Source organism: Ensifer sp. M14 (genome assembly GCF_003355565.1).
In the GTDB taxonomy this organism is placed as follows: Bacteria; Pseudomonadota; Alphaproteobacteria; order Rhizobiales; family Rhizobiaceae; genus Ensifer.
This window is the reverse complement of sequence record NZ_QJNR01000014.1, coordinates 165,579-190,332: the sequence shown is the minus strand read 5'-3', so window position 1 is coordinate 190,332 and position 24,754 is coordinate 165,579. Positions and strand designations below refer to the sequence as shown.

The 24,754-nt window shown below is 63.0% G+C and carries 21 protein-coding genes; 11 read left to right on the top strand and 10 right to left on the bottom strand.

What is annotated here, in order from left to right:
- The first annotated feature begins 31 nt into the window (after positions 1 to 31).
- The 8 genes from BLJAPNOD_RS29555 to BLJAPNOD_RS29520 all read left to right on the top strand — a co-directional run bounded on the left by BLJAPNOD_RS29555 (position 32) and on the right by BLJAPNOD_RS29520 (position 8,749).
- A complete protein-coding gene (locus tag BLJAPNOD_RS29555; RefSeq protein ID WP_025429352.1) occupies positions 32 to 1,018 on the top strand; it encodes a substrate-binding domain-containing protein in 987 nt (328 codons plus the stop codon).
- A 59-nt stretch (positions 1,019 to 1,077) separates the two neighbouring features.
- On the top strand, positions 1,078 to 1,851 hold the full coding sequence (locus BLJAPNOD_RS29550; RefSeq protein ID WP_115422414.1) for an SDR family oxidoreductase: 774 nt from the start codon (positions 1,078 to 1,080) through the stop codon (positions 1,849 to 1,851).
- 30 nt (positions 1,852 to 1,881) lie between these two features.
- On the top strand, positions 1,882 to 2,874 hold the full coding sequence (locus tag BLJAPNOD_RS29545) for a dihydroxyacetone kinase subunit DhaK (RefSeq protein WP_077501182.1): 993 nt from the start codon (positions 1,882 to 1,884) through the stop codon (positions 2,872 to 2,874).
- Between the two features lie 15 nt (positions 2,875 to 2,889).
- Positions 2,890 to 3,531 carry a dihydroxyacetone kinase subunit DhaL gene (gene dhaL, locus BLJAPNOD_RS29540; protein WP_077501180.1) on the top strand — a complete coding sequence of 214 codons (642 nt, stop codon included), beginning with the start codon at positions 2,890 to 2,892 and terminating at the stop codon, positions 3,529 to 3,531.
- Between the two features lie 283 nt (positions 3,532 to 3,814).
- Positions 3,815 to 5,902, top strand: a complete 2,088-nt coding sequence (locus tag BLJAPNOD_RS29535) for a bifunctional sugar-binding transcriptional regulator/dihydroxyacetone kinase subunit DhaK (RefSeq protein WP_077501178.1) — start codon at positions 3,815 to 3,817, stop codon at positions 5,900 to 5,902.
- A 57-nt stretch (positions 5,903 to 5,959) separates the two neighbouring features.
- Entirely contained in the window at positions 5,960 to 6,607 is a 648-nt protein-coding gene (dhaL, locus tag BLJAPNOD_RS29530; RefSeq protein WP_077501177.1) for a dihydroxyacetone kinase subunit DhaL, read from the top strand.
- Between the two features lie 303 nt (positions 6,608 to 6,910).
- On the top strand, positions 6,911 to 7,873 hold the full coding sequence (locus BLJAPNOD_RS29525; RefSeq protein WP_115422727.1) for a murein L,D-transpeptidase family protein: 963 nt from the start codon (positions 6,911 to 6,913) through the stop codon (positions 7,871 to 7,873).
- A gap of 78 nt (positions 7,874 to 7,951) precedes the next feature.
- Entirely contained in the window at positions 7,952 to 8,749 is a 798-nt protein-coding gene (locus BLJAPNOD_RS29520) for a L,D-transpeptidase (RefSeq protein ID WP_077501176.1), read from the top strand.
- A 50-nt stretch (positions 8,750 to 8,799) separates the two neighbouring features.
- Here BLJAPNOD_RS29520 and BLJAPNOD_RS29515 read toward each other — a convergent pair whose 3' ends face one another.
- Positions 8,800 to 9,534, bottom strand: a complete 735-nt coding sequence (locus BLJAPNOD_RS29515; protein WP_244611146.1) for a L,D-transpeptidase — start codon at positions 9,532 to 9,534, stop codon at positions 8,800 to 8,802.
- A 250-nt stretch (positions 9,535 to 9,784) separates the two neighbouring features.
- Positions 9,785 to 10,369: a recombination regulator RecX gene (gene recX, locus BLJAPNOD_RS29510; RefSeq protein WP_256372355.1), complete on the bottom strand. Its 585-nt coding sequence runs from the start codon at positions 10,367 to 10,369 to the stop codon at positions 9,785 to 9,787.
- A 335-nt stretch (positions 10,370 to 10,704) separates the two neighbouring features.
- Between recX and BLJAPNOD_RS29505 the strand changes: the two genes are divergently transcribed.
- Positions 10,705 to 12,771 (top strand): ATP-dependent helicase, encoded by a 2,067-nt coding sequence (locus BLJAPNOD_RS29505; protein WP_115422413.1) that lies wholly within the window; start codon positions 10,705 to 10,707, stop codon positions 12,769 to 12,771.
- Positions 12,772 to 12,781: 10 nt separating this feature from the next.
- A complete protein-coding gene (gene dinB / locus BLJAPNOD_RS29500) occupies positions 12,782 to 13,912 on the top strand; it encodes a DNA polymerase IV (RefSeq protein WP_256372354.1) in 1,131 nt (376 codons plus the stop codon).
- A gap of 255 nt (positions 13,913 to 14,167) precedes the next feature.
- Here dinB and BLJAPNOD_RS29490 read toward each other — a convergent pair whose 3' ends face one another.
- Complete coding sequence (locus tag BLJAPNOD_RS29490) at positions 14,168 to 15,139, bottom strand: 3'-5' exonuclease (RefSeq protein ID WP_115422411.1); 972 nt, start codon at positions 15,137 to 15,139, stop codon at positions 14,168 to 14,170.
- A gap of 753 nt (positions 15,140 to 15,892) precedes the next feature.
- Here BLJAPNOD_RS29490 and BLJAPNOD_RS29480 point away from each other — a divergent pair.
- Complete coding sequence (locus BLJAPNOD_RS29480; protein ID WP_077501159.1) at positions 15,893 to 16,144, top strand: hypothetical protein; 252 nt, start codon at positions 15,893 to 15,895, stop codon at positions 16,142 to 16,144.
- A 167-nt stretch (positions 16,145 to 16,311) separates the two neighbouring features.
- Here the strand turns inward: BLJAPNOD_RS29480 and BLJAPNOD_RS29475 are convergent, their stop codons facing one another.
- From BLJAPNOD_RS29475 to BLJAPNOD_RS29445, 7 genes are all read right to left on the bottom strand, one after another.
- On the bottom strand, positions 16,312 to 17,997 hold the full coding sequence (locus BLJAPNOD_RS29475) for a Na/Pi cotransporter family protein (RefSeq protein ID WP_115422409.1): 1,686 nt from the start codon (positions 17,995 to 17,997) through the stop codon (positions 16,312 to 16,314).
- Between the two features lie 29 nt (positions 17,998 to 18,026).
- Complete coding sequence (locus BLJAPNOD_RS29470) at positions 18,027 to 18,632, bottom strand: histidine phosphatase family protein (protein WP_077501155.1); 606 nt, start codon at positions 18,630 to 18,632, stop codon at positions 18,027 to 18,029.
- Positions 18,629 to 19,729 (bottom strand): ABC transporter ATP-binding protein, encoded by a 1,101-nt coding sequence (locus BLJAPNOD_RS29465; protein ID WP_115422408.1) that lies wholly within the window; start codon positions 19,727 to 19,729, stop codon positions 18,629 to 18,631. The genes BLJAPNOD_RS29470 and BLJAPNOD_RS29465 overlap by 4 nt, the downstream gene beginning before the upstream one ends.
- Complete coding sequence (locus BLJAPNOD_RS29460; RefSeq protein WP_115422725.1) at positions 19,726 to 21,411, bottom strand: iron ABC transporter permease; 1,686 nt, start codon at positions 21,409 to 21,411, stop codon at positions 19,726 to 19,728. The genes BLJAPNOD_RS29465 and BLJAPNOD_RS29460 overlap by 4 nt, the downstream gene beginning before the upstream one ends.
- 117 nt (positions 21,412 to 21,528) lie before the next feature.
- Positions 21,529 to 22,650, bottom strand: a complete 1,122-nt coding sequence (locus tag BLJAPNOD_RS29455) for an ABC transporter substrate-binding protein (RefSeq protein ID WP_199566058.1) — start codon at positions 22,648 to 22,650, stop codon at positions 21,529 to 21,531.
- A gap of 24 nt (positions 22,651 to 22,674) precedes the next feature.
- Positions 22,675 to 23,511 (bottom strand): MurR/RpiR family transcriptional regulator, encoded by an 837-nt coding sequence (locus BLJAPNOD_RS29450; protein WP_115422406.1) that lies wholly within the window; start codon positions 23,509 to 23,511, stop codon positions 22,675 to 22,677.
- 312 nt (positions 23,512 to 23,823) lie between these two features.
- The gene (locus tag BLJAPNOD_RS29445; RefSeq protein WP_077501145.1) at positions 23,824 to 24,678 is read right to left on the bottom strand and encodes a MurR/RpiR family transcriptional regulator; all 855 of its coding nucleotides are present in this window, start codon (positions 24,676 to 24,678) and stop codon (positions 23,824 to 23,826) included.
- Positions 24,679 to 24,754: the final 76 nt, after the last annotated feature.

Genomic DNA, 24,754 nt, shown 5'->3' with positions numbered 1-24,754 from the left:
GGTCGCGGAAACCACAATAAGGAGGAGTAGCATGAAGAAACTCGTGATCGCCCTGGCTTCCGCCACGGCCCTCTTCGCGTCGTCGGCCGTCGCGCAGGAAAAGCTCAAGATCGGTGCGGCGCCCTACGGCCTCAATGCCGAATTCATGCAGATCTGGTCGGCGGCCCTTGAAGAGCATCCCGCCGTCAAGAGCGGCGAAGTCGAGTTGACCGTGTTCGACGGCCGCTACGACGCTCTGGTCCAGCAGGAACAGTTCAACACGATGATCACGCAGAAGTTCAACGCAATCATCTTCGTGCCCATCGACATCGAGGCTGGCGCGACCGCCGTGCAGGCCGCCCATGACGCCGGCATTCCGGTCGTCGGCTCCAACACCCGCGTCAACTCCGACTTGCTGACTGCCTATGTCGGCTCCGACGATACGGTGTCCGGCTACATGGAAGCCAAGACCGTACTCGACAAGATCGGCTGCAAGGGCAATGTCGTCATCATCGAAGGCCCGATCGGCCAGTCGGCGCAGATCTCGCGCCTCGAGGGCAACAAGAAGGCGCTCGCCGAGTGCCCGGATGTCAAGGTCCTCGAACAGCAGACCGCCAACTGGTCGCGTGCCGAAGCCCAGACCCTGATGGAAAACTGGCTGACGGCGCATTCGGGCCAGATCAACGGCGTCATCGGCCAGAACGACGAGATGGCGCTCGGCGCGATCGAAGCGATCAAGTCGGCCGGCCTCAAGGTCGATGACTTCGCCATTGCCGGCATCGACGGCGTGACCGATGCTCTGACGGCCGTCAAGGAAGGCACGATGACCTCGATTCTGCAGGATGCCCGTGCCCAGGCACAGGGCGCGCTCGACCTCGCGATCTTCCAGGCGAAGAAGGGCGACTACAAGCCGCAGTCGGACATCTGGGCGCAGTATCCCGACATGCCGTTCAACGACGGCAAGGACAAGGAATACAACGTTCCGTGGACGCCGGTCACGACCGAAAACGTCGACAAGCTGCTCGAAGCCCGCAAGTAACGCCAACTCAAGTGGGGCGGCCTGCCCGCCCCGCTTTCAAAACGCCGAGGGAACACGACATGACCGAGACCACACCGCAGATCGACCTCAATTTCCCGCTGACCGGCAAGGTTGCGCTCGTCACCGGCGGCGCCTCCGGCATCGGCGCGGCCGTGGCCAGCGCTTTTGCGGCCAAGGGCGCGAAAGTGGCCGTGCTCGATATCAACGAGGATGTCGCACGCGCAAAGGCTGAGGCGCTCGGCGGTGACGCGAAACCGTTCGTCTGCGACGTTTCGAACGCAGCCTCGGTCAATGCGGCTGTGTCGGGCGTCGTCGCTGCCTTCGGCGGCATCGATATCGCCGTCAACAGCGCCGGCGTCGTGTTCCTCGCGCCCGCCGAGGAGCTGTCGCTCGACTATTGGGACAAGACCATCGCCATCAACCTGAAGGGCAGCTTCCTCGTCACCCAGGCCGTCGGCCGGGCGATGATCGCTGCCGGCAAGGGCGGCAAGATCATCAACCTCGCCTCGCAGGCCGGCACGGTCGCGATCGAAGACCATGTTGCCTATTGCGCCTCGAAGTTCGGCGTCATCGGCATGTCGAAGACCTTTGCGGCCGAATGGGGCAAACACGGCATCACCGTCAACACCATCTCCCCGACCATCGTTCTGACAGAACTCGGAAAGAAGGCCTGGAGCGGCGAAAAGGGCGAGGCTGCCAAGAAACGCATCCCGGTCGGCCGTTTCGCCTATCCGGAAGAGATCGCGGCTGCCGCCGTGTTCCTGTCGTCGGCGGGAGCCGACATGATCAACGGCGCCGATCTCTTGATCGACGGCGGCTACACCATTCTCTGACGAAGCACGACCCCATCTACAGGAGCTACCATGCAAAGGTTCATCAACAATCCCGACGAGGTGGTCGAGGACACCGTCAAGGGCTTCGTCAAGGCGCACTCCGACATCGTGCGTCTGGCTGACAACCCGCGCGTGGTCGTCGCCAGGGGCGTACCGGTTGCCGGCAAGGTCGGCGTCGTCACCGGCGGCGGCTCCGGCCACGAGCCGGCCTTCATCGGCTACACCGGTCGCAACATGCTGGACGCCGTTGCCGTCGGCGAGCTTTTCTCGTCGCCGACCGCCAAGAGCTTCCACGATGCGATCCGCGAAGCCAATGGCGGCAAGGGCGTCGTCTGCCTCTATGGCAACTACGCCGGCGACAACATGAACGTGAAGATGGCCATGAAGCTCGCCGCCAAGGACGGCATCGACGTCCTGACCGTCGTTGCCAATGACGACGTCTGCTCGGCACCGCCGGAAGAGCGCGAGAAGCGCCGCGGCGTGGCCGGCGAGATCTTCATGTGGAAGATCGGCGGCGCAAAGGCGGCCGAAGGCGCAAGCCTCGAAGAGGTGCGTGCGACCGCGCAGAAGGCGATCGACAATTGCCGTTCGATCGGCGTCGGCCTTGGGCCCTGCACGCTTCCAGCCGTCGGCCATCCGAACTTCCAGATCGAGCCCGGCACCATGGAAGTCGGCATCGGCCACCACGGCGAACCGGGCGTGCGGGTCGAAGCGCTGAAGACCGCCGACGAGGTCGCCAAGGACATGTGCCAGATCGTGCTCGACGACCACAACCTGGCTTCGGGTACCGAGGTCGCCGTGCTGGTCTCCGGTCTCGGCGCCACGCCGCTCAACGAACTCTACATCCTGAACGACACGATCGAGAAGGAAATCACCGGTCGCGGTCTCAGCATTTACCGGACCTATATCGGCAACTACTTCACCTCGCTGGAAATGGTCGGCGCGACGCTGACCGTGCTGGCGCTCGACGACGAACTCAAGGCGCTCCTCGACGTCGAGGTTCGCTGCACCACCATCCTGTGACGAAAGAGGCGCATCATGCAGACGTTTAGCAACGCCAATTCCGGCGCGATCGTGCTGTCGCTCGCAGAGCGCATCATCGAGAACCGCGCCTACTTAAGCGAAATCGACGGCAAAATCGGCGACGGCGACCATGGCGTCAACATGGCCAAGGGCTTCGGCATGGCCGCCGACCGGCTGAAGGACAGGGAGAGCACCTTGTCCGAGGCGCTGGATACGCTCGGCACCGTACTGATGACCGAGATCGGCGGATCCATGGGCCCACTCTATGGGGTGATGTTCACCGAGTTCGCCGAGAAGCTCGACGGCGTTCCCGCCATCGATGCGGCGACCTACAGCAACATGCTGCATGCCGGCCTCGAGGGCATCCAGTCGATCGGCTCGGCCAAGGTCGGCGACAAGACGCTGATCGACACGCTCGTTCCGGCGGTGGAGGCCTTTGACGGCGCGACGGCGAACGGAAAATCGTTCGACGAAGCGCTCGACGCGCTGGTTGTCGCAGCCGAGGCAGGCCGCGATTCGACCCGCGATCTGGTCGCCAAGATCGGCCGCGCCAGCCGGCTCGGCGAGCGCTCGCTCGGCGTGCTCGACGCAGGCGCCACCTCCTGCGCGATTATCCTGAAGGAGCTTTCGCAGGGCGCCCGCGCGCGCCTGGCGTAATTCCTGACGAAGGCGGCGGCACGGAACCGTGCCTTCGCCAGAATACTTCGCCTCCCAGGGCCGGTGCGATCCCGCTAAAATGAGCGGGATCGCACACCGCGACGACAATCATATCAGCTGCCGCTGCCGGTCGGTACGCATGGCTGAATGCGCGACATTCCAAATCTACTGTATAAACACGGCGCTTCCCTCACACCCGACCTAGGGAACAGCGCAGTAAGGTTGCAAAAGCACGACGTTGCTTCCATGTTCACCAACCAAAACAGGGAACGAACGCAACCAGATGACATCGAAGACATCCTCACCACGCAAGGGCGGTGCGAGCAGGAGCGGCGCTGCCGATACGTCGGACGCCATCCCCTTGCGCTATGGTGACGATCCCTATGTCTGGGCCTGCTGGCTCTACTACGAAGATGGCATGACCCAGGGTGAGATCGCCGATGCAATGGGTGTCTCGCGCGCGACCGTCAACAGCTACCTCGCCGACGCCCGGGAAAAAGGCATCGTCAACATCTCGCTTGAGCCGGCCCGGCTAGCGTCGCTGACGATCGCCCAGGAACTCAAGCGCCATTTCGGGCTTGCCGACTGTCTCGTCGTTCCAAGCGACGACAACGCGCGTCCGCTGATAGACAGTCTCGGCGTCGCCGGCGCAATGGCGCTGCAGAAGCTGATGAAATCAGGCGACACGCTCGCTGTCTCCTGGGGCCGCACGGTGATGTCGGTCGGCGAGCATGCGGACGTGCAGGCGCTTCAGGATGCGACCGTGGTGCAGGCAACCGGCGGCACCACGGCGGCGTTCTCCTATACGCCGGAACTCTGCGCCGCTTCGATCGCCCGCGCCATTGGCGCACGCTGCGTCGGCATAACCGCGCCGGCGATCGTCAAGTCGCCAGAAATGCGGCAGATGCTGCTCGACGAGCCGCTGCTGCAGGAACAATTCGCCACGCTGGCGCAGGCCAACCGCATCCTCTTCGGCATCTCGTCGCTGCGCCCCAACTCGACCATCCATACCAGCGGCTTCTTCGACACCGTCTCTTTGCAGGATTATCTTGCCGCTGGCGCCGTCGGCGTCGTCGCCGGGCGCTTCATCGACGAGCGCGGACGCCCCGTCGCGGGACCGCTCGACGACAGGACGGTCGGCATTTCGCTCGACATGCTGCGCCGGATCGGCACGCGCATCGCCGTTGCCGGCGGTTTCGACAAAGTGCCGGCCCTGCTTGCAGCACTGCGCGGTGGCTATGTCAACGTGCTGATCACCGATGCGGCGACCGGTCACGGCATCCTTCGGGCCGATGGCGTCACCGGCCTCGACACCCGGATTTCGCAGCGCCCGAAGCTGGTACAGACGCCCAGCTCCTACCGCACCCACGTCAAGAAATTCCTCAACAACCCCAACGAGGTTGTCGAGGAAATGCTCGACGGCGTTGTCAGGGCGCATCGCGACTACATAGAACCGATCAACGGTTCGCATCGCGCACTTCTCGCCAAATCGGGGCCACGCCCGGGCAAGGTCGGCCTCGTCATCGGCGGCGGCACCGGTCACGAACCCTGCTTCCTCGGCTATGTCGGCAAGGGTCTCGCCGACGCAGTCGCAGTCGGCAACATCTTCTCTTCGCCCCCGCCGGATCCGATCGTTCAATGCGCCGTTGCTGCATCCGGCGGCGAGGGCGTGCTTTTCGTCTACGGCAACTATGCCGGCGATGTGATGAACTTCGAGATGGCGGCCGAGATCGCCGAGGAAAAGGGCATCAAGGTTCGCACCGTCCTGACCACCGACGATATCGCCTCCTCGCCGATCGAGGATCGCGAGGGTCGGCGCGGCGTTGCCGGCAACTTCTTCATCTTCAAGATCGCCGGTGCTGCCTGCGACCGGGGGCTTTCGCTCGACGCCTGCGAGGCCGTCACCAGAAAGGCGAACTTGCGCACCTATACGGTCGGTGTTGCGCTCGAGCCCTGCTCGATGCCGCAGACGCGCCGCCACAATTTCGAGATCGGCCCCGACGACATGGAAATCGGCATGGGCATCCACGGCGAGCCCGGCGTGACCCGCGAGCGCATCAAGCCCGCCGACGACATCACTGACGCGATCATGGACAACATCTTCAAGGAGATGAAGGCAACGGCGGGCGACCGCGTCGCCGTGCTTGTCAACTCGTTCGGTGCGACGCCACTGATGGAACTCTACATTCTCTACCGGCGCGTGGCGCAGCGCCTCGCCGCCAAGAACATAGAGATTGAAGCGAACTGGATCGGCCATTATTGCACGTCTCTCGACATGGTCGGCGCATCGATCTCGATCCTCCATCTCGACCAGGAACTGACCGATCTGCTGCATCACCCTTGCGAAACGGCTTTCCTGCGTATCAATTAGCGTTCCGTCAGGGACCCATGGTCAAGTGTGGGTATCGGGCGTTCTGGGAGGACAATGATGTCGGAAAATGCGGCGCGCCGCTTGGTCAGCATGTTTCAGGCGATCTCCGATGCCGTGGAAGCCGAGAAGGATCATCTGTCGGAGCTTGATGGTGCTATCGGCGATGCTGATCACGGCACCACCATGTCGCTCGGCTTCCTGGCGGTAAAAGCCGAACTGGCAAAACTCGAGCTCGACCAGGTACAGCTCTCGGACGTCATGGCGACGGCGGCCGGTGCATTCCTCAATGCCGTTGGCGCCTCGACCGGGCCGCTCTATGCCACGGCCTTTCGCCGTGCTGGGCAGGCCGTTGCCGGCAAGACGGAACTCGACCTTGCAACCTGCGCGGCCATCATCGAGGCCATGGGCTCGGGAATGCGCGAGCGCGGCAAGGGGCAGCGCGGCGACAAGACGATGCTCGACGCCTGGCTGCCGGCAGCCGACGCCGCCGCGGCAGCGCTTGCAGAAAACAAGGGCGCCGACGGCTTCTGGCGCGACGTCGTCGCCTCGGCGGAAGCCGGCGCCAACGCGACGCGCTCGATGATCGCCACCAAGGGACGCGCCGCTCGGGTTCGCGAACGCTCGCTTGGCCATGTCGATCCTGGTGCAGCTTCGTCCGTGGTGATCCTGCGCGCCATGGCGTCGTCACTCAACAAGGCGGCCTGAAAAGCGGGCGGCGACAACGGCCGGACGAGTCACGCGCACGTGATGCCGCTGTTTGGACAAAATTTACCATCACATGCCAAGGCTGATGTGCACTGGAGGCGTTCAAGTTTTGTTGAACCGCCGCGAGACGAAAGCCAGCGGCAAGCGCTTGCAGCTAAAGCCGCTAGAGGTTTTAAGGTCCGGTCGCCATTTCAAGGAGCCCGCATGCGGCGCATAACGAGACATCTTCTTTCCCTTTCGCCAGAAAATACCGGCGAACTCTTGGGCAAGACGAAGCAGGCCCGGCGCGCCGCCATCGCCGTGATGGCCGCCATCGCCCTTTCCGGCTGCATGTCGGCCTTTGACGACGTTCGTGCGCCGCCGCCGATCCCGGCAAAGCTGATCGGCGCCATGGCCAAGAACGGCTCCAAGCCGGAAAGCCCGGTGCTCGTTCGCATCTTCAAGCAGGAAAGCGAACTGGAGATCTGGAAACAGAACAAGTCCGGTCAGTATGCACTGTTGAAGACCTATCCGATGTGCCGCTGGTCGGGAAAGCTCGGACCGAAGACCAAGTCGGGCGACCGCCAGGCTCCCGAAGGCTTTTACCATGTGTCCGCCCGCATGCTGAACCCGAAGTCGCAATTCTATCTGTCGTTCAATCTCGGCTATCCCAACCGGCTCGAGTCTGCGCTCGGTTACACCGGCGACGCACTGATGGTGCACGGCGCCTGCTCGTCATCCGGCTGCTACGCGCTGACGGACGAGGGGGTCGGCGAAATCTATGCCGTCGTCCAGCGCGCGCTTGCCGGCGGCCAGGGACAATTCCAGGTGCAAGCCTATCCGTTCCGCATGACGGCAACGAACATGGCCAAACACAGCAGCGACCCGAACTTCACATTCTGGAAGAACATCAAACAGGGCTACGATATCTTCGAAGCGACGAAACGCCAGCCAAAGGTATCGGTTTGTGGCGGTCGCTACGTCTTCAACACCGAGTTTGCCGATGGCGAGCCGACCGACCCGCTTGCCGCCTGCCCTGCTGCCGCGACGACGCCCGATGCCGGGCTGATGGCACGGCTGCAGACCGAGGACGCCAAGATCGCCGGCCTGGTCGCCAACCAGACCACTGCACCTGTCAATGCCTATGTCGACGGCGGCATGCACCCGAGCTTCCGGGCGCTGCTTGAGAAAAACGGTGCGGAAAAGCTGGCCGCCAAGATATCGGCAACTAAATACCCCATTAGCCGACCGGATGCGGCGCTGGCAGATCCCTATGCCGGCCTGTGATCGGTGGCGGCGGGAGATGAGCGGCAGCAAATGCGTCATTCGCCCGGTGGTCATCGAACACAGGTAATTGAGGTCCCCATGCGCCAACGTGACGTCTGTCGCCGATCCTTCCTCAAGCTTTCCGCCGGCCTGGCGGCGCTCGGACTGGCGGGGTGCGGCTCGACGCGCGAGCGGGTTTCGCAGCAATATGCCCCGATCCAGGAGCCCGTTCCGGCCGCCAACACCGTGCTTTCGGAGATGTATGGCGAACGGCCGGGAGAAACCTATCCCCTGCCGGCGATCCCCTACGAGAAGATCGACCCGCGATATTACAGGCAGATGGTTCCCGATCCGACGGGCGAGCAGCCCGGCACACTGGTTGTCGATGTCGGTAACCATTTCCTCTACCGCGTCTACGAGAACGGCCAGGCGATGCGCTACGGCGTCGGCTTAGGCCGGGCCGGCTTTGCCTGGGCCGGTCGCGGCGTCATCCAGTACAAGCGGCCGTGGCCGCGCTGGAAGCCGCCGAACGAGATGGTCGCCCGCCAACCGGAACTACAGCAGTACAGCATCGAGGCAGGCGGCATGGAGCCTGGGCTGAAGAACCCACTCGGCGCCCGCGCCATGTATATCTTTCAGAACGGCGAAGACACGCTCTACCGCATCCACGGCTCCCCGGAATGGTGGACCATCGGCCAATCGGTATCGTCAGGCTGTGTGCGCATGATCAACCAGGACGTGGTCGATCTCTACGATCGCGTGCCGAACGGCACGCCGATCGTGGTGACGGACCTGTCGGGCGGCGGCATGGCGGCGCAGCAGGTGGAGCCGCAGCCGCAGAACAACCTCCTGCCCGGCGAAGGCGGCATTCCCGGCGCACCGCCGCCGATCTATTAAGGCGGGCCCTATGTGGGAGCGGTCGGCGCTCCCACGGTCGAGATCTGGCCTCAGATCACGAGCAGCGGCGTTTTTCCGCGGACGCGGTTATAGAGATCGATCGCGTCCTGCTGCAGCATGCGGACGCAGCCGGCCGAAGCGTTCTTGCCGATCGAGCGCCACTGCGGCGATCCGTGGATACGGTAGAGCGTGTCCTGGCCATCCTGGAAGATGTACATCGCCCGCGCGCCGAGCGGATTGCTGAGGCCCGGATCCATGCCGCCAGCCTCAATGCCGTATTTCTTCAGGTGCGGCTGACGCGCGACCATATCGTCCGGCACCGTCCAGCGCGGCCACTTGCGCTTCCAGTGCACGACCGCCCTGCCCTTCCAGGCGCGGCCCTGCGCGCCGAGGCCGACGCCGTAGCGGATCGCCTTGCCACCAGGCAGCACCCAATAGAGGAACATCTTCTGGGTATCGACGACGATCGAATAGGCCGGCTCGCCGGTCGCGTAGGCAACCTCCTGCCGCAGGAATTCCGGTTTGATCGCACCGAACTCGACCGCCGGAACGTCATAACCTTCGTCCTTAACTGGACCGTAGATCGTGGCGTAGTCCAGCTTCGGCGCCGGCTCGTCCTTGCGCTCAGGCTCGATCGGAGCCTTCTCCGGTGGGTTGATGACGTTCTTGTTGGCCTTGTCGGCGGCTTTCACCTCGAGACCGGGCTTCGGGACCTGGGTACAGGCGCTCAAAATGGAGCTTGCGACCACTGCAAGCAGCGATCGGCGGGACAATTGAAAAGACACTGTTTTATTCCGGGGTTGGGGACATGCGCGGAGAGAGGTGTGCTGTTGGTCCCATTCGTGACCGAAATGTGGTCAAATCCGATCTCTTTGGTGGATGGTCCTCGCCGGTGGTTCGCGGCCGCCGAAGTGTTGCAAAATTCACTCGGTCGCGTGCGTGCGGGGTATCGATGCAGCCGTGCAGGAGGGATGCCCAAAGTCGGTGAGGCGAGAAAACACCAGGCAGAACAGATGATTTTACCGGGCCTTGCCCCTATGTGACGGCGTCCTTCCGCAGCACGCTTTCCGCCTCGCCGAGGCTCATGTCGAACACTTTTCTGCCGATCTCGAAGCCGAAGCCATTGCGGGCGAATGCGGACAGCTCCTTGGCCTTGCGCTTGTCATCGAGCTCGCCGCGCCGGAAAGGCCCGAACGCGCGCTTGCGGGCAAACACCACGGCTGCGTAGAGATCATCCGTCGCCTCAAGTGCGATCGCTGCTGTCTCCCGGTCTATACCTTTCACCGAGAGCTTCAGGGCAATCGCCCGCTTCGACTTACCGCTGCGCACCGCCGACTGGGTACTGAGCTGCGCGTAATCGGCGTCATTCAGCGCGTTCAGATCATAGGCGAACTTGACCGCAAAGTCGGCCACTGCCTTCACCTGTTCCGGACTGATATCCTCGAACTTCTGCCGCGCCTTCCGGGTGATTGCGTCGAACAATTGCTTCTCGGTCATCATCTGGCGCTCGAGCCGATAGACCGCCGAGTTGCGCGCCCAGGACAGCATGCGCGCGGTCGGCGTGTCAGACGGCGGCGCATCGGAGGACGGATTATCGGCTTGCAGATCGTTTGATGTCACGGGGCGGATGGGCTCGGTTGCAATGCGCTCGTTGGCTGAAGAGTCGCGGAAAGGCATAACCGCTAACACGCAGCTCCGGTAGTCGCCAGCAATGGGATTGATTGCCGCGCCGTCAGATCGACGATTTCGCGAACGGAAACCGCGGGTGCATTTTAGCTATTGCCAACGGGGCCTTTGCAATATGTCCCACGGCTGATATGTTCCTTATTCGTTCCTCGCCAAGAATCGCTCTTTTCGCGCGCGGGGATGCCTCGCATTACCCGGAGCGCCGCGCAACTTGCGCCGGCACTCGGCGCATGGGGTAGAATCGGCAAAGACTTACCGGGGACTTCGGCGTGGCGGCGGCCTATCTGGAAAAATTGAACGACCGACAGCGTGATGCCGTCGAATTTGGCGTCACCGCACCGGGCGAAACGATTGCGGGACCGCTGCTGATCATCGCAGGCGCCGGGTCGGGCAAGACGAATACGCTCGCCCATCGCGTCGCCCACCTCATCGTCAATGGCGCCGATCCGCGCCGCATCCTGCTGATGACGTTTTCGCGCCGCGCGGCATCCGAAATGGCCCGTCGGGTCGAACGCATCTGCGCCCAGGTGCTCGGCGCGAACGCCTCGGTGGCCACCGACGCTCTCACCTGGGCCGGAACGTTCCACGGCATCGGTGCGCGGCTGCTGCGCATCTACGCCGAGCAGATCGGCCTCAATGTCGATTTCACCATCCATGACCGGGAAGACAGCGCCGACCTGATGAACCTCGTCCGGCATGAGCTGGGCCTCTCCAAGACCGAAACCCGTTTCCCGACCAAAGGCACCTGCCTGTCGATCTATTCGCGGGCAGTCAATTCCGAGACGCCTCTCAGCGAGGTGTTGCGCGCGCACTATCCTTGGGTCTCTGGCTGGGAGGAGCAGTTGAAGCAGCTGTTTTCCTGTTACGTCGAGGCAAAGCAGGCGCAGAACGTGCTCGATTACGACGACCTGCTGCTCTATTGGGCGCAGACCGTCAGCGTGCCGGAACTTGCCGAGGATATCGGCAACCGCTTCGACCATGTGCTGGTCGACGAATACCAGGATACCAACCGCCTGCAGTCTTCCGTGCTGATGGCATTGAAACCAGGCGGCAGGGGTCTGACGGTTGTCGGCGACGATGCCCAGTCGATCTATTCGTTCCGGGCGGCGACCGTGCGCAACATCCTGGATTTTCCAGGCACGTTCACGCCGCCGGCCGATGTCATCACGCTCGATCGAAACTATCGCTCCACCCAGACGATTCTCGCTGCCGCAAACGGCGTGATCGATCTTGCCCGCGAACGCTTCACCAAGAACCTCTGGACCGAGCGGCAGTCGGCGGAGCGGCCCAAGCTGCTGGCAGTCGCCGATGAGGCCGACCAGGCGCGCTATATCGTCGAGAAGGTGCTGGAGAACCGCGAGGTCGGCATGACGCTGAAGCAGCAGGCGGTGCTGTTTCGCACATCGAGCCACAGCGGGCCGCTCGAGGTGGAATTGACCCGGCGCAATATCCCCTTCGTGAAATTCGGCGGGCTGAAATTCCTCGACAGCGCCCATGTGAAGGACATGCTGGCCGTGCTCAGGTTTGCCCAGAACCCGAGAGACCGCGTCGCCGGCTTTCGCCTGCTGCACATGATCCCGGGTGTCGGCCCGCAGACAGCCGGCAAGATCCTCGACGCGATTGCCGCTGACCCGGAACCGCTGACGGCACTTGTGGAAATCCCCGCCCCGCCGCGTTCGGGCGACAGCTGGACGGCATTCGTGACCCTGATCGAGGGGCTGCGCAAACAGGCCGGCGGCTGGCCGGGTGAAATAGCCCAGGCGCGCGAATGGTACGAGCCGCATCTCGACCGCATCCACGAGGATGCCGACACAAGAAAGGCCGACCTGCTGCAGCTGGAGCAGATCGCCGGGGGGTATCCCAGCCGCGAACGGTTCCTCACCGAACTGACGCTCGATCCGCCGGATGCGACCAGCGACCAGGCAGGCGTGCCGCTGCTTGACGAGGACTATCTGATCCTTTCGACCATCCATTCGGCCAAGGGCCAGGAATGGCGCTCTGTCTTCATGCTCAATGTCGTCGACGGCTGCATCCCCTCCGATCTCGGCGTCGGCACCACGCATGAGCTCGAGGAGGAGCGCCGGCTGCTTTATGTCGGCATGACGCGGGCAAAGGACAGCCTGACGCTGATCACGCCGCAAAGGTTTTTCACCAGCGGCCAGCACGCGCAGGGCGATCGCCACGTCTTTGCGGCGCGCACACGCTTCATTCCGGCAACCCTCCTGCAGTTCTTCGAGACGGCTTCCTGGCCGCTGGTCAGCGCCGCCGCGTCCGAGCGCAGCGCCCGTCAGATCCGCATCGATGTCGGCGCGCGCATGCGGACCATGTGGAAGTAAGGAGCGGCACGTGGCCGAGCCCAACGACACCGTCGAGGAAAGGCACCCTCCAGCCGATACGACAGGCGCGGAACGGCAGCGCAAGATCATCCACATCGATATGGATGCCTTCTATGCATCGGTCGAGCAGCGCGACAATCCGGAATTGCGGGGCAAGCCGGTCGCCGTCGGTGGCGCAGCTGCGCGCGGCGTCGTTGCGGCCGCCAGTTACGAAGCGCGCAAGTTTGGCGTCCACTCCGCCATGCCGTCTGTCACGGCGAAACGAAAATGTCCCGACCTCATCTTCGTCAAGCCGCGCTTCGACGTCTATCGCGGCGTCTCGCAGCAGATCCGCGAGATTTTCGCCGAATATACGCCTGTCATTGAGCCGCTGTCGCTCGACGAAGCCTATCTCGATGTGACCGACAATCTGAAGGGCATGGAGATCGCCACCGAAATCGCCGAGGAGATCCGGGCAAAGATCAAGGCGGTGACGAAGCTGACGGCCTCGGCCGGCGTCAGCTACAACAAGTTCCTCGCGAAGATGGCAAGCGACCAGCGAAAACCGGACGGGCTGTTCGTGATCACGCCGAAGAACGGCCCGGCCTTCGTCGAAGCGCTTCCGGTGAAGAAGTTTCATGGTGTCGGGCCAGCGACGGCGGAGCGAATGAAGCGGCTGGGTATCGAGACCGGCCTTGAATTGCGACAGCAGCCGCTCGCGTTCCTCCAGGAGCATTTCGGCAAATCCGGCCCGTATTTCTACGGCATCGCGCGCGGCATCGACGAACGGCGGGTGCAGCCCGACCGGGTGCGCAAATCGGTGGGCGCGGAGGACACCTTCGTCGAGGATATTTTCGAGTTCGAACCGGCGTGCGCCGAATTGCTGCCCTTGGCCGACAAGGTTTGGCGCTACTGCGAGGCGCATGGGATGAGCGGCAAGACGGTAACCGTCAAGGTGAAGTATTCAGACTTTACCCAGGCGACACGAAGCAGAACTCTCGGGATGCCGGTGGGTGGAGCGGCAGAAGTGCTGGAGGTGGCAGTTGCGCTGCTCGCATCCGTCCACCCGTTCAAGCGCGGCGTACGGCTGCTTGGCGTCACCTTGTCATCGCTCAACGGCCATGATGCGGAAGAACGCCCTCAGCTTGAGCTTTCGTTCTGAACGGTCTCGCCCGGAAACAAAAAAGCCTGCCGCGGGAGGAGGTGCGGCAGGCTCTTAAAGGGATTGAATGGCAACTGGGAGGAGGAGTGTTGCCATTCCGGCAGGCGCTCGTTGGGAGGAGGAGAAAGCGCCTGCAGACACGAAGCTTTGCGGGAGGAGGTGCATCGCTTCGATGAGTTGACTATACAAGAAATCGGTCGGTTTCGTAGATCTGAGTTCGCAGAGCAGCCATGCGCCCAGCGCCGGGCAGCCGGCTCAGCGGGCCTTGAAGCGATCGAAGGCCGTCAGCCGGACCATGGGCGGATCGGCCTCGCTCCAGCGATAGATTTCCGTTCTGAGGTAGCGGAGCTCCTCGTCCAGAGCTTCTTCGCCGATCTCGATCCACCAGGATTTCGGGCGCCCGTCGCTACCGTCGGACCAGCGATAGCCGCGGCCCTTCAGCTGGTCCTTCATCTCGAAGGGGCTGTTTTCCGCATACAGGCGGGCGCGTGAGCGCTGACTTGCAGCATAAAGTTCGGCAAACGGTGTCTGCTGCGATTGATCGTCGGGCCCGGCGATCACTTCGAGCAGGGCAAAGCAGTCGTCGACGGCGCGATGACCATCGTGAAAATATCCGGCCTGACCGATGAGGTAACCGAGCTTCGTGCCCTCGAAGCCGCGATCGCTCCAGCCGATCTCCGACACGGAACAAGCCCAGGCCTTCTTCTCGAAGATCGGCGAAAAGGCTTCGCAAAACGGCCGGTCGAACCCGGCATTGTGGGCGATAATCAGGTCGGCACGTTCAATGATCGCCTGGAGCCGCGGAAGGTCGATCGTCTGGCCGGCGACCATGTCGTCGGTAATGCCGGTGATGCGCGTGATCTCGGCCGGAATGGGACCGCTCGGCTGCCGCAGACCGCCATAAACGTCGATGACGTCGCCGATCGCACCATGGGCGTCGAAGGTAAACGCGATAACGCCGATCTCGATGATCTCGTCCTTGCGATGATTGAGGCCCGTGGTTTCGGTGTCGAGAATGACGCCGACGAGCGGAAACTCCGCCCGTGGCTGCGTCACGACGGGACGCGCCTCAAGCTTTTGCAGCACGCGGTAGCGGCCCGTCGCCTCGAGATGATCGACCATCGCCCCGGCGCTCATGCCGGCAGCCGCGCGAGAAGACCCGCGCTTGGCGCGTGCTCCCTTTTCGTCCGGTTCAGACGAAACAAACATGTCGTATTGCAATGCCATCAGCCCTTCTCCCGGAACTTTTGGTGAAAGGGAAGATCGAGTGCCTATCGCGCCATCACTTTCCCGCCCTGTCAACAGACCTGTGGCAAGAGGGCCGGATTTAGCGTGGGAAAACCAATCATCGGGACGGCGCGTTGCGGGCAGGGCCCGCAGCGCACCGTCCCGTGGAGGAGCATCCGGCGCTTCTTTCGGGTTGGAGAATCAGCGCTCGCCTTGGGGGCAACAGGTTACGCGGCATGCCGCAAGCGGCGTTTCAGGTAGTCTCCGAGGCTGTCGAGCATCACCGCCCAACCGTCCTCATGCCCAGCGGGCTGTCGCTGCCATCGAGATAGACGCCGTTCTCCGTCATGACGAGACGTGTCGCGTCGCCGACGACCGATAACTCTACGGTGACAACGCCGGCAAAGATGAGGTCGCCCAGATGGGAAATCGTGCTTGTCGTGCGGTACCTTCCGGCTCCATATCGCTTTGACGAACCGGCAGCGCCTTCTGTGACGCGGTCGAGAGACGTTTTTTCACGTATAAATACGTTCTCGAACACAGGCCGGCCCGCTTGCCCGGGTCTCCGAAGCGAAACGTTCAAGATGAAACGTCGACGCCACGCGACACCATGATCGAACGGTTTCCAGCCAACCAAAATCAGATAGCCTCTTGGATACCCCGAGGGCGGCCTTGATTGCGCCAGCGGCAATGGCGTAGCTAGAGGCAGTCGGTTCGACGGATAGATCCAACCGACACGGCAAAAGGTGTCCCATGAACGAAGAACCGAAAATCGTCCTGTCCCCGCTCTCGCAGGAATTCTCGCGCGACGGGATCACCGTCACAGTCGAAATCTCCCGGGTCGAGGACGGCAACGAATGGGCGCTCGAAGTCACCGATAGCCAAGGCATGTCGACACGCTGGGAAGACCTGTTCGCGACCGATGCGGCCGCGCTCGCCGAATTTCTGAGCGCCGTCGAGGAGGACGGCATGTCCGTGTTCGTGATGCCCTCGGCGCTGCACTGACGGGCGCCAGCGAAGATAGATCGTCACGAGATGCCATAGGAGGTGCGAGGGTTGCCCTACGCCTCGGCATTGCACTCCCTTCATTGCCTAGAGTGTACGACCTGTTTTCTCGGCAGTAGACGCGACAAGGACAACCAGCCGGTTATTGCACCGACCCCGTTGGTCTCTCACGCGAGCCGTTCGCTTAAGGCAGACGTACGAAGGCGGGTCTCGTTCAGCAATCCCGCCGCCTGGATCAGCGGATAGGCCGCAGCGGCTATGTGCGAGTTGATCCGGTGCAGATCGCCGACGAGATCGATGAACAGGGCGTTGCTGCTCAAACTGACGCCCTTCTCCATGCCTTCCCGGCCGAGATGCGCGTTGATTGCGCGCTCCTCAAGCGCGCGGAAGCGATCCTTCTGCGAAGCCAGACGCGCGGCCGCACCGACATCACGTGACGAAAGGGCGGCCGGCACCAGGCGCAGCGAGATGGCCACCTCTTCGCAAAGCCTGTCGATGGCTTCGCGTTGGCTCGGCGCGAACTGGATGTCCTGCCTGATCTTTGCCCGGATGCGGTCAGCCAGATTGAGCTTGATGACATCTCCGGCATGCTCGATGTTGCTGGCAAACAGCATGATCTCGAAGGTCCGGCGGGTATCGCTGCCGGATAGCTCGCCCTGAGCCAGCCGGCCGAGATAGGCATGGACCGAGCCCATGTAGGTACCGAGCTTGAGATCGATGGCGTTGACCTCCTTCAATGCCTCCAGCCGATTGGAGGACAGCGCAGTCAGCGCCGTCAGGAACATGCGCTCCAGCAACTCGCTCATCCGGATCGTCTCCATCGTCGCATTGGAAAGCGCAATCGCCGGGGTCTCCAACGAAACGCTGTCGAGATAACGCGGGGTCGCCAAGGGATCGTCGGCGGCCGCCGCATTCGGGATCAACCGGTCGACAACACGCACGACGACCGGGGTGATCGGCAGGAACAGGGCTGCGACCACCAGGTTGAACGCGGCGTGGAGCCCAACTGCAACATGCAAGGGATCCATCGGCAGATGGCCGGCAAGATCGACGATCTGTCGCGCCACGGGCAACAGTGCAAGTGCCAAGAGGCCGCGGCAAAGCAGATTGGCGACCGGAAGCTTGCGAGCGACCGACGGCTGATCGAGGGTCGCGCTGACGGCAGGCAGGCCGCCGCCGAAATTGACGCCGAGGATCAAAGGCACGGCCCCGGCCACTTCCAGACTGCCGTTGGTCATCAGCGATGCGATCAACAGAATGACCGCCAGGGTCGAATGGCAGAACCAGGCAAGGATCGCACCGACGAGGAAGCCGAGAACCGGCTCGTTGGCAATCGCCGCCAGAACGTCGTGAAACAGCGTGGCCTCGCGCAAGGGTGCGGTCGCCGAAACGATGACCTTCAGTGCCAGGAGCATGAGGCCAAGCCCCATCATGATACGGCCGGCATTTCGCGGGCGAAACTCGCTCGACGCGCCGAAGGTGAGATAGCCCGCAAACAGAAAGAGCGGCGCCATCGTCGTTGCCAACGACGAGCCTGACGCAAAGAGCCCGGAGACGAGTGCCGAACCGATATCGGCACCGAGCAGGACCGCAAGGCCCGTTGCCGCTCCGATCGCCCCCGCACCGGCAAGGCCTGCTATGATGAGAGCCATGGCAGTGGCACTGCCGAGAACGGCGGTGGCGGCGATGCCGCCACCGAACGCGGTCAGCCGGTTGGAGAGCCGCTGCTCGACGAAGCGCTGCAGCCGATCGCCCCATCCGCGCATGACGCCGGTTCGTACCATCCGCACGCCCCAGAGCAGGAGTGCGACGCCGCCGAGCAGTTCCACAATGACAAACGTTCCGGAATTCATGTCCAGCCTGGCCCTTCCGCCCGAAGCGATCAATCGGCGACGGAAATGTCGGGGGCGACAGATCCGATGTTGTAGCCTTCGAGCTGCGCTGCAGACCGGTCCGCGACGGGGAAGTTCAGGATGGTTGCCGTTCCCGGCGTGACCGGAACGACGCGCGAGGGCGGCAAGTCCAGAAATTCGTGGCAGGCCGCGCGGATAACGCCGCCATGCGCCACCACGAGCAGGTCGCCGTCCGTACGCGACATCCAGTCGCGAACGCCGTCGGCGACGCGGTTGCGAAAGGCAATCCAGGTTTCGGCATTGGCGGGCGTAAACGTGCCGGCGCGCCAGGCGGTATAGTCCTCCGGGCGCTCGGCGATCAATTCCGGCTTGCGCCGCCCCGTCCACTCGCCCATGTCGAGCTCGCGAAAGCGCTCGTCAGAGGGCGCATCCGGATGTCCGATCAGCGCAACGGTCTGTCGTGTCCGGCCGAGATCCGAGGCGATGATGCGGGCGGGTTGCAGCGCCTTGGCATAGGGGCGGAAACGCCGGACCTGGGCCACGCCGCGCTCGGACAGAAGCGAGTTGTCCTGGCCCTGTAGTCGTTGTTCGGCGTTCCACTCGGTTTCGCCATGGCGCATGAGGATCAGCCTCATTGAGTTATCCTTTCTCCGCTGACGGCAAAGACTGCGTCAGGGGTCCTTATGAATGACAGTGTGACGGGGTCGCCAGGCATGGCGCTGAAATAGCCTTCCGCCATGCCGGTGATCCTGAGTTCGCCGAGCATGGCCGTGACCATCGTGCGTCCGGCGATCGGTGCGGCCTCCGCAAAACGCGCGGTGACCGAAGGCTTGTCCGCGACCGCCCCAACAGACACATCTTCGGCACGATAGAGGAGCTGTACCTCGTCATGACCGGGCGCGATGGAACCCGAAGCCAATGGCGTGTCGTTGAAGACGAATGTCTCGCCGACCCGGCGCGCCGGCAGAAGGTTGGCCGGCGGCGTGCCGAGAAAGGTGGCGACGAAGGTCGTTGCCGGATTGCGCAGCAGCTCGATCGGCTTGCCAAACTGCTCGACACGGCCATTGTTGAGCACGGCCACATGCGTCGCCATGGTCATGGCCTCCACCTGGTCGTGGGTGACGTAGACGGACGTGGCGCCCGTTGCCCGGTGGATGCGCATCAACTCGCTACGCATCTCGATACGCAGCTTGGCATCGAGGTTCGACAGCGGTTCATCGAACAGGAGAATGCTCGGCTCCGGCGCGATTGTGCGGGCGATTGCGACGCGCTGCTGTTGGCCGCCGGAGATTTCCGCGGGATAACGCTCGGCTAGAGCGCCGATGCCGAGCAGGGCGAGCACCTCTTTGACACGATGATCGCGCTTTTCGCGCGGCCAGCGCGCAACCTTCAAAGGCCATGCAATGTTGCCGGCGACCGTCATATGCGGCCACAAAGCGTAGCTCTGGAAAACGAGACCAGCGTTGCGGCGGCCGGCATCGGCAATTACGCCGCCCGCACCGCTCGACACCGTCTGGCCGACAAAGGCGATCTCGCCTTCGCTTGGGCCCTCGAGGCCAGCCAGCATGCGCAGTAAGGTCGACTTGCCGCAGCCGGACGGGCCGACGAGCACCAGGAACGAACCGGCCGGAACCGAAATGTTGACATCCTTGACGGCTGTGAAGGCGCCAAATCTTTTGACGAGGTTGCGGATCTCGATGGCGTCCGCGGCGCCGGTTGCAAGTGCGTTCATGACTCTTTCCATTTCTGGACGCGGTTCTGGAGGCCGTGGGCCAGAAACGAGGCCGCAAGGCAGACGATGAGAATGACGAGGGTGATGGCGTTGGCAAACTGCATGAAGCCCTCGGCGGCATAACGGTAGGCGACCATGCTGAGAACCGGCGACGTCGCCGTGAACAGGAGCACGACCAGCGAGAGATCGCGCACCATCTTGACGAAGACGAGGATCGCGCCGGCAAACAGACCGCGGATCGCCAAAGGGAAGATGATCGCAAACAACCGGCGAAGCAGGCCGGCCCCGGTCAGCCGTGCGCTTTCCTCGATGTCGGCAGAAATCTGGCCGAGAACCGATCGGCCGGACTGCACGGCGAAGGGGAGATTATGCGCAGATGCGGCAATCACCAGCAGTGCGAAGGTGCCGTAAAGCGAAGGCAGCGGACCGATCGGTGCACCGAAGAGCGCGATATAGGCCGCCGCAAAGGCAATGCTCGGCACCAGAAGCGGGACAAAGGCGAGCTGGGAAAGGATCGTGGCCAGCAGGCTGCCGCGTCGCTGGACGATCGTATAGGCGAGTGCGAGGCCCAGCAGCATCGTCGTCAGCGCGACGACAAGGCCGAGGCGGATCGTGTTCCAGAGGGCGTCGATCAGCACGGGATTGCGGAAAATACCCGCCTGCCCTTGCGCAATTTCGCCGCCGCCTTCGCCAATCCAGAAATGCAACGTCCAGTTCGAAAACAGCGCGCCGCTTTGTGGCGCAAGACTAGAGGCCGCCAGCACCAGAACCGGCACGACCGTGGTCAGAAGGCCGATGGTGACGGCGACGGCAAAGAGCGGCCAGCGCCAGGTACCAAGCGGAAAGCGTTTCGTGCGACCGCCCTTGCCGGTGACGGTGACGAAGGCCTTGCGGCCGGAGACGAGACGGTCCGACATCCACAGGAAGAGGGCCGAGACGGCGATCAGCAACAGGGCGAGCACGAAGCCGCGCTCGTTCTGGCCAGTTTCGATCATGCCGAAAAGGCGGGTCGACAGCGTCTGCATGCGCACGGGCAGACCGAGAAGCGCTGGAGCTGCAAAGTTGGCGACCGCACCGGCGAAGGTGAGCGAAGCGGCGGCGATCAGCGCCGGGGTGACGACGGGCAAGATGATGCCGAAGAAGATGCGCGGGCGTTTCGCACCAGCCATCTGGCCCGCTTCGACGAGGTCGGCGCCGACGGAACTCAACGCCGCGGCAATGATCGTATAGGCGAGCGAATAATAGTGGGCGATCAGCACGATTGCCGTCGGCACCAGACCCCAGGCGAGCCAGTCGGGAATGGAGAGGCCGTTGGTCTCGAAGAAGCCGGCGGAACCTCCAAGGCGGGAGTTCCGAAACAGCGTTCCCCAGGCAAGCGCCGCTGCGAAACTCGGGATCATATAGGGCAAGGTCCCCATCAGTGCGAGCACGCGACGTCCCGGCACGTCGGTCAGGACCACCAGCCAGGCCAGAAACCCACCGAGGACGAGGCAGCCGCTGGCGACCCCGAAGCCGAGAACCATGGTGTTGAACAACGGTCGCCACCAGAGATTGAAGGACAGCGGGCTGACAAGCACCGCCTGCCAGGCCTCGATGCCTGCAGGGGTGAGCGTCGACAGAAGGATGCGCACAAGCGGCGCCACCACCAGGATGGCGACGATGGCAACGAGGATTGCCGGCATGACGAAGCCTGATCGGAGCAGCCGGCGACCGCCCGATGGCGCGAAGGTTGATATGAATGTCATTTGCGAACCTCGGTGTTTGCCGGCGCAGCAACCACTGCGCCGGCAAACAACCCGTTACTGAAGCGTGATGATGAGATCGGAGACGCGGCCGCGTGCAGCGGCGGTTTTGGCCGGATCTATGGTCCAGGCCTTCAGGTCACCGAGTTTGACGGAGTCCGGATGATGGGCGATGGTCGTGCGCGTGGCATAGTCGCCAGGAACGTTGAAGGGTTCGAAGCCGGCACCTCCCGTCGGCGTGTCGTCGCCGAACATGAAGTCGATCAGCAACCGGGCGGCGGCCGGATGCGGCGCCTTGTCGGCAATCGTCAGAACCGCCGGAAACAGGATGCCGTTGGCGGGCTCGACATTGTTGGCGACCTGCAGTGCCCAGCCTTCCTTCTCGTTGTCGCGGCGGTCCGAATAGGTGCCGAAGCCGACGGGCGGGTTCTTGGCATTGGCGTCGCCGACCGACTTGTTGAGCACGTCGCTGTTGGGGACGAGAATCAGGTCGTTGGCAAAGAGGTCCTTGATGAACTGCTCGCCGGCGCCCTGAAGATCGGCATCGACGGTTATGTCCTTCCCGAACTGCGCCTTGTATGCTGCGGCCATCTCGTCCGGATGAAGCGCGATCTCGGTCAGGAGGTCGAGCAGTTCGCCGCGCTGGCTCGGGTCCACCATCAGCACCTTGCCCTGCCACTCCGGCTGGGTCAGCTGCCACAGATTGGTGACGGGTGAGCCGCCGGGGAAGGCCTTCTCGTTGTACATCAGCACCTTGGTCGACAGACGCTGGGTGAGGAGCGGCCCCTTGTAACGATCGTCGATCTGCCCTGCCACGCGCGGCGGCACGTAGTTGACGATACGCTTGGCTTCGAGAAGCTTGCTGAAAACAACCGGCGTGTCGGCAATGTAGAGCACGTCGACGGCATGCACGCCCGCCTGCTGCTCGGCTTCCAGACGCGCGATCTGCTTTGTCGAGCTCATGTCGAGACCGATCAGATCGATGCCGGGATAGGTCTCCTCGAAAGCTTTCTCGATCTTGGCGATGCGGCTCGACAGTGAGAAGACGGTGACGCTTCCTTCCTTCTGCGCGAGCGGCAGCAGTTGCTCGGGTGTCATGCTATCCAAATCTGCCGCCATAACTGCCGTGGGCAGCACGACGCAGGCCGCAAGTGCGGACTTCATCAGTCGCTTTAACATGGTTTCCTCCTCCATTTTCCCCAGTCAATCGAAGTCGTTGAACAGCTCCGACAGTTTCTCCAGCCTGCCGATCACCTCGCGCTCATGCCTGCCGGCGATCGTCAGGACGATGCCGTTGACGATGGCAAACGGGATGGTCGGCGTCTGAAACTCACTTCCCGAACGCCCGCGCGGAGCGGCAAGCATCAGATCCGCAACCGGCTCCATCAGCGGACCGGCAAGGTCGGAAATCAAAATCGTCCGCGCGCCGACGCGGCGAGCGTGCTCAACCAGTGGCGCATAGCTTTGCGGCTGCTTGCGAAAGGCGAGCGCAATCACGATGTCGTTCTTGTCCATGCTGACCATGCGCTCGGCGATATCCCGGCCGCGGCCGGTGAGCGCGATCGTCGTCATGCCGAAGCGGTCAAGGCGACGTTGCAGGAAGCCGGCGACGGACTGCGCATGCCCCTGGCCGAACACGAAGACCCGACGCCCCTCGAAGATCATGTCGGCGGCGAGGTCCACGTCACCTTGCGGCACCGAGCGCGCGAGCGTTTCCAGGGCCGAAATCTCCGCTGCGATCAGATCTGTCAGATAGTCGCCGTGCTCGACCTTGGCGACCGAGCGGCGCATGCGGGTCGCGGCATCCTGATCATCAAGCACTTCACGCTGAAGCTGCGCCCGCAGATCGGGAAAGCCGCGGTATCCGAGCTTTTGCGCCAAGCGGGTGACTGTCGCCTCATGAACGCTGGCGCGCTGCGACAGCTGCGGCCCGGACAGAAAGGCTGCCTCCGCCCGGTTCTCGAGCATCGTCGCGATCAGCTTCTGATCCGCCTCGGTCAGTCTTTTCGATTGTGCCTTTATGCGATCGATGAGTGTCATGGCGCTCTACAAGTTTCTTTGCATGACACATCGTTCAAGCAAACGACCTTGCAGTCAAGGTGATGCCCGCAAGAATCCTTGCAAGGCTCTGCAAGGCTTGACCCAGCACTCGAAAATCAGTCTATTTTTTAGGGTTTTCAGCGGCTATCGGACGAAATCCACGCCAAAGAGGGCAGAAAGCTGGCGCTTGCGACAGTGTGGAACGGCGCCGACAAAAATCTTTGCAAAGATCCGCAAAGGAGTGGGGGCCGTGCTGCCCCTCATTACCGAACGGCGGTCGAAGGCAGCGCAAGCGAAGCGACTTCGCTACACTCAGGCCTCGAAGTCGCCGAACACGTCCTGTAGCCGCGTCAGCATGCCGACCCGTTCGCTGACCTCGTCGCCCAGAACGACGATAATGTTGCTGAGCATCAGGTCCATGACGGCGATCGTCGTCGCCGCGCCGTCCCATAAGGGGCCATGAGAGCCGGGGACGACGAGGCAGATATCCGACACTTCCGCAGCCCAAGGGCAATATTCGTCGGTATAGAGGATCACCTTGACGCCGGCCCGGCGCGCCTCCATTGCGAGCGGCCTTGCCTTGGCTGCAAAGCGCCTGACATCGTGCAGGAAGAGCACGCGCCCCTCCACCGAGCCATCGAGCAGTTCCGAATAGGTGCCGTTCAGGCCATCGACGAATTGCACCCGCGAGCGGGTATAAGAGAGTTGGCTTGCAAAATACTGGGCGATGCCGCGCACATTCTGATAGGCGGCGACATAGACCTCGCTGGCGCCGATCAGCGCATCGATCGCCTTCTGCCACTCCGGCGACGTCGTAAGCTCGTAGACCATGCCGAGATTGTTGATCTGTTCCTGGATCAGGCCGGCGAGCAGCTTGCCCTCGCGAATGTCTTCGCGCAGTCGGTCCACCGGCCCCTTCACCTGCCAAGCCGGGTTGGAACTGCCGCGCCGCAACTCGTGCTTCAGCTGGTCGAGGCCGTCGAAACCCATGCGCCGGAGATAGCGCCCGACAGTCATCGGCGACAGCTCGAGACGACTTGCGATCGATTTTGCCGTTTCGAACGGGATCTCCGCCAGATTGCGCTCGATGTAGTGGGCAATCAGCTTGTCGGATTTCGACCGCCTGAGTTCCTCGCTCTGCACGAGCTTCAGGATTCGTTGTGCCACGTCCCCTCCCCGGAGATCCTTCCGCCCGCCCACAGCGCTGCGCGTCAGATGTCAGACGCAAAGCACGCTGTGAGCG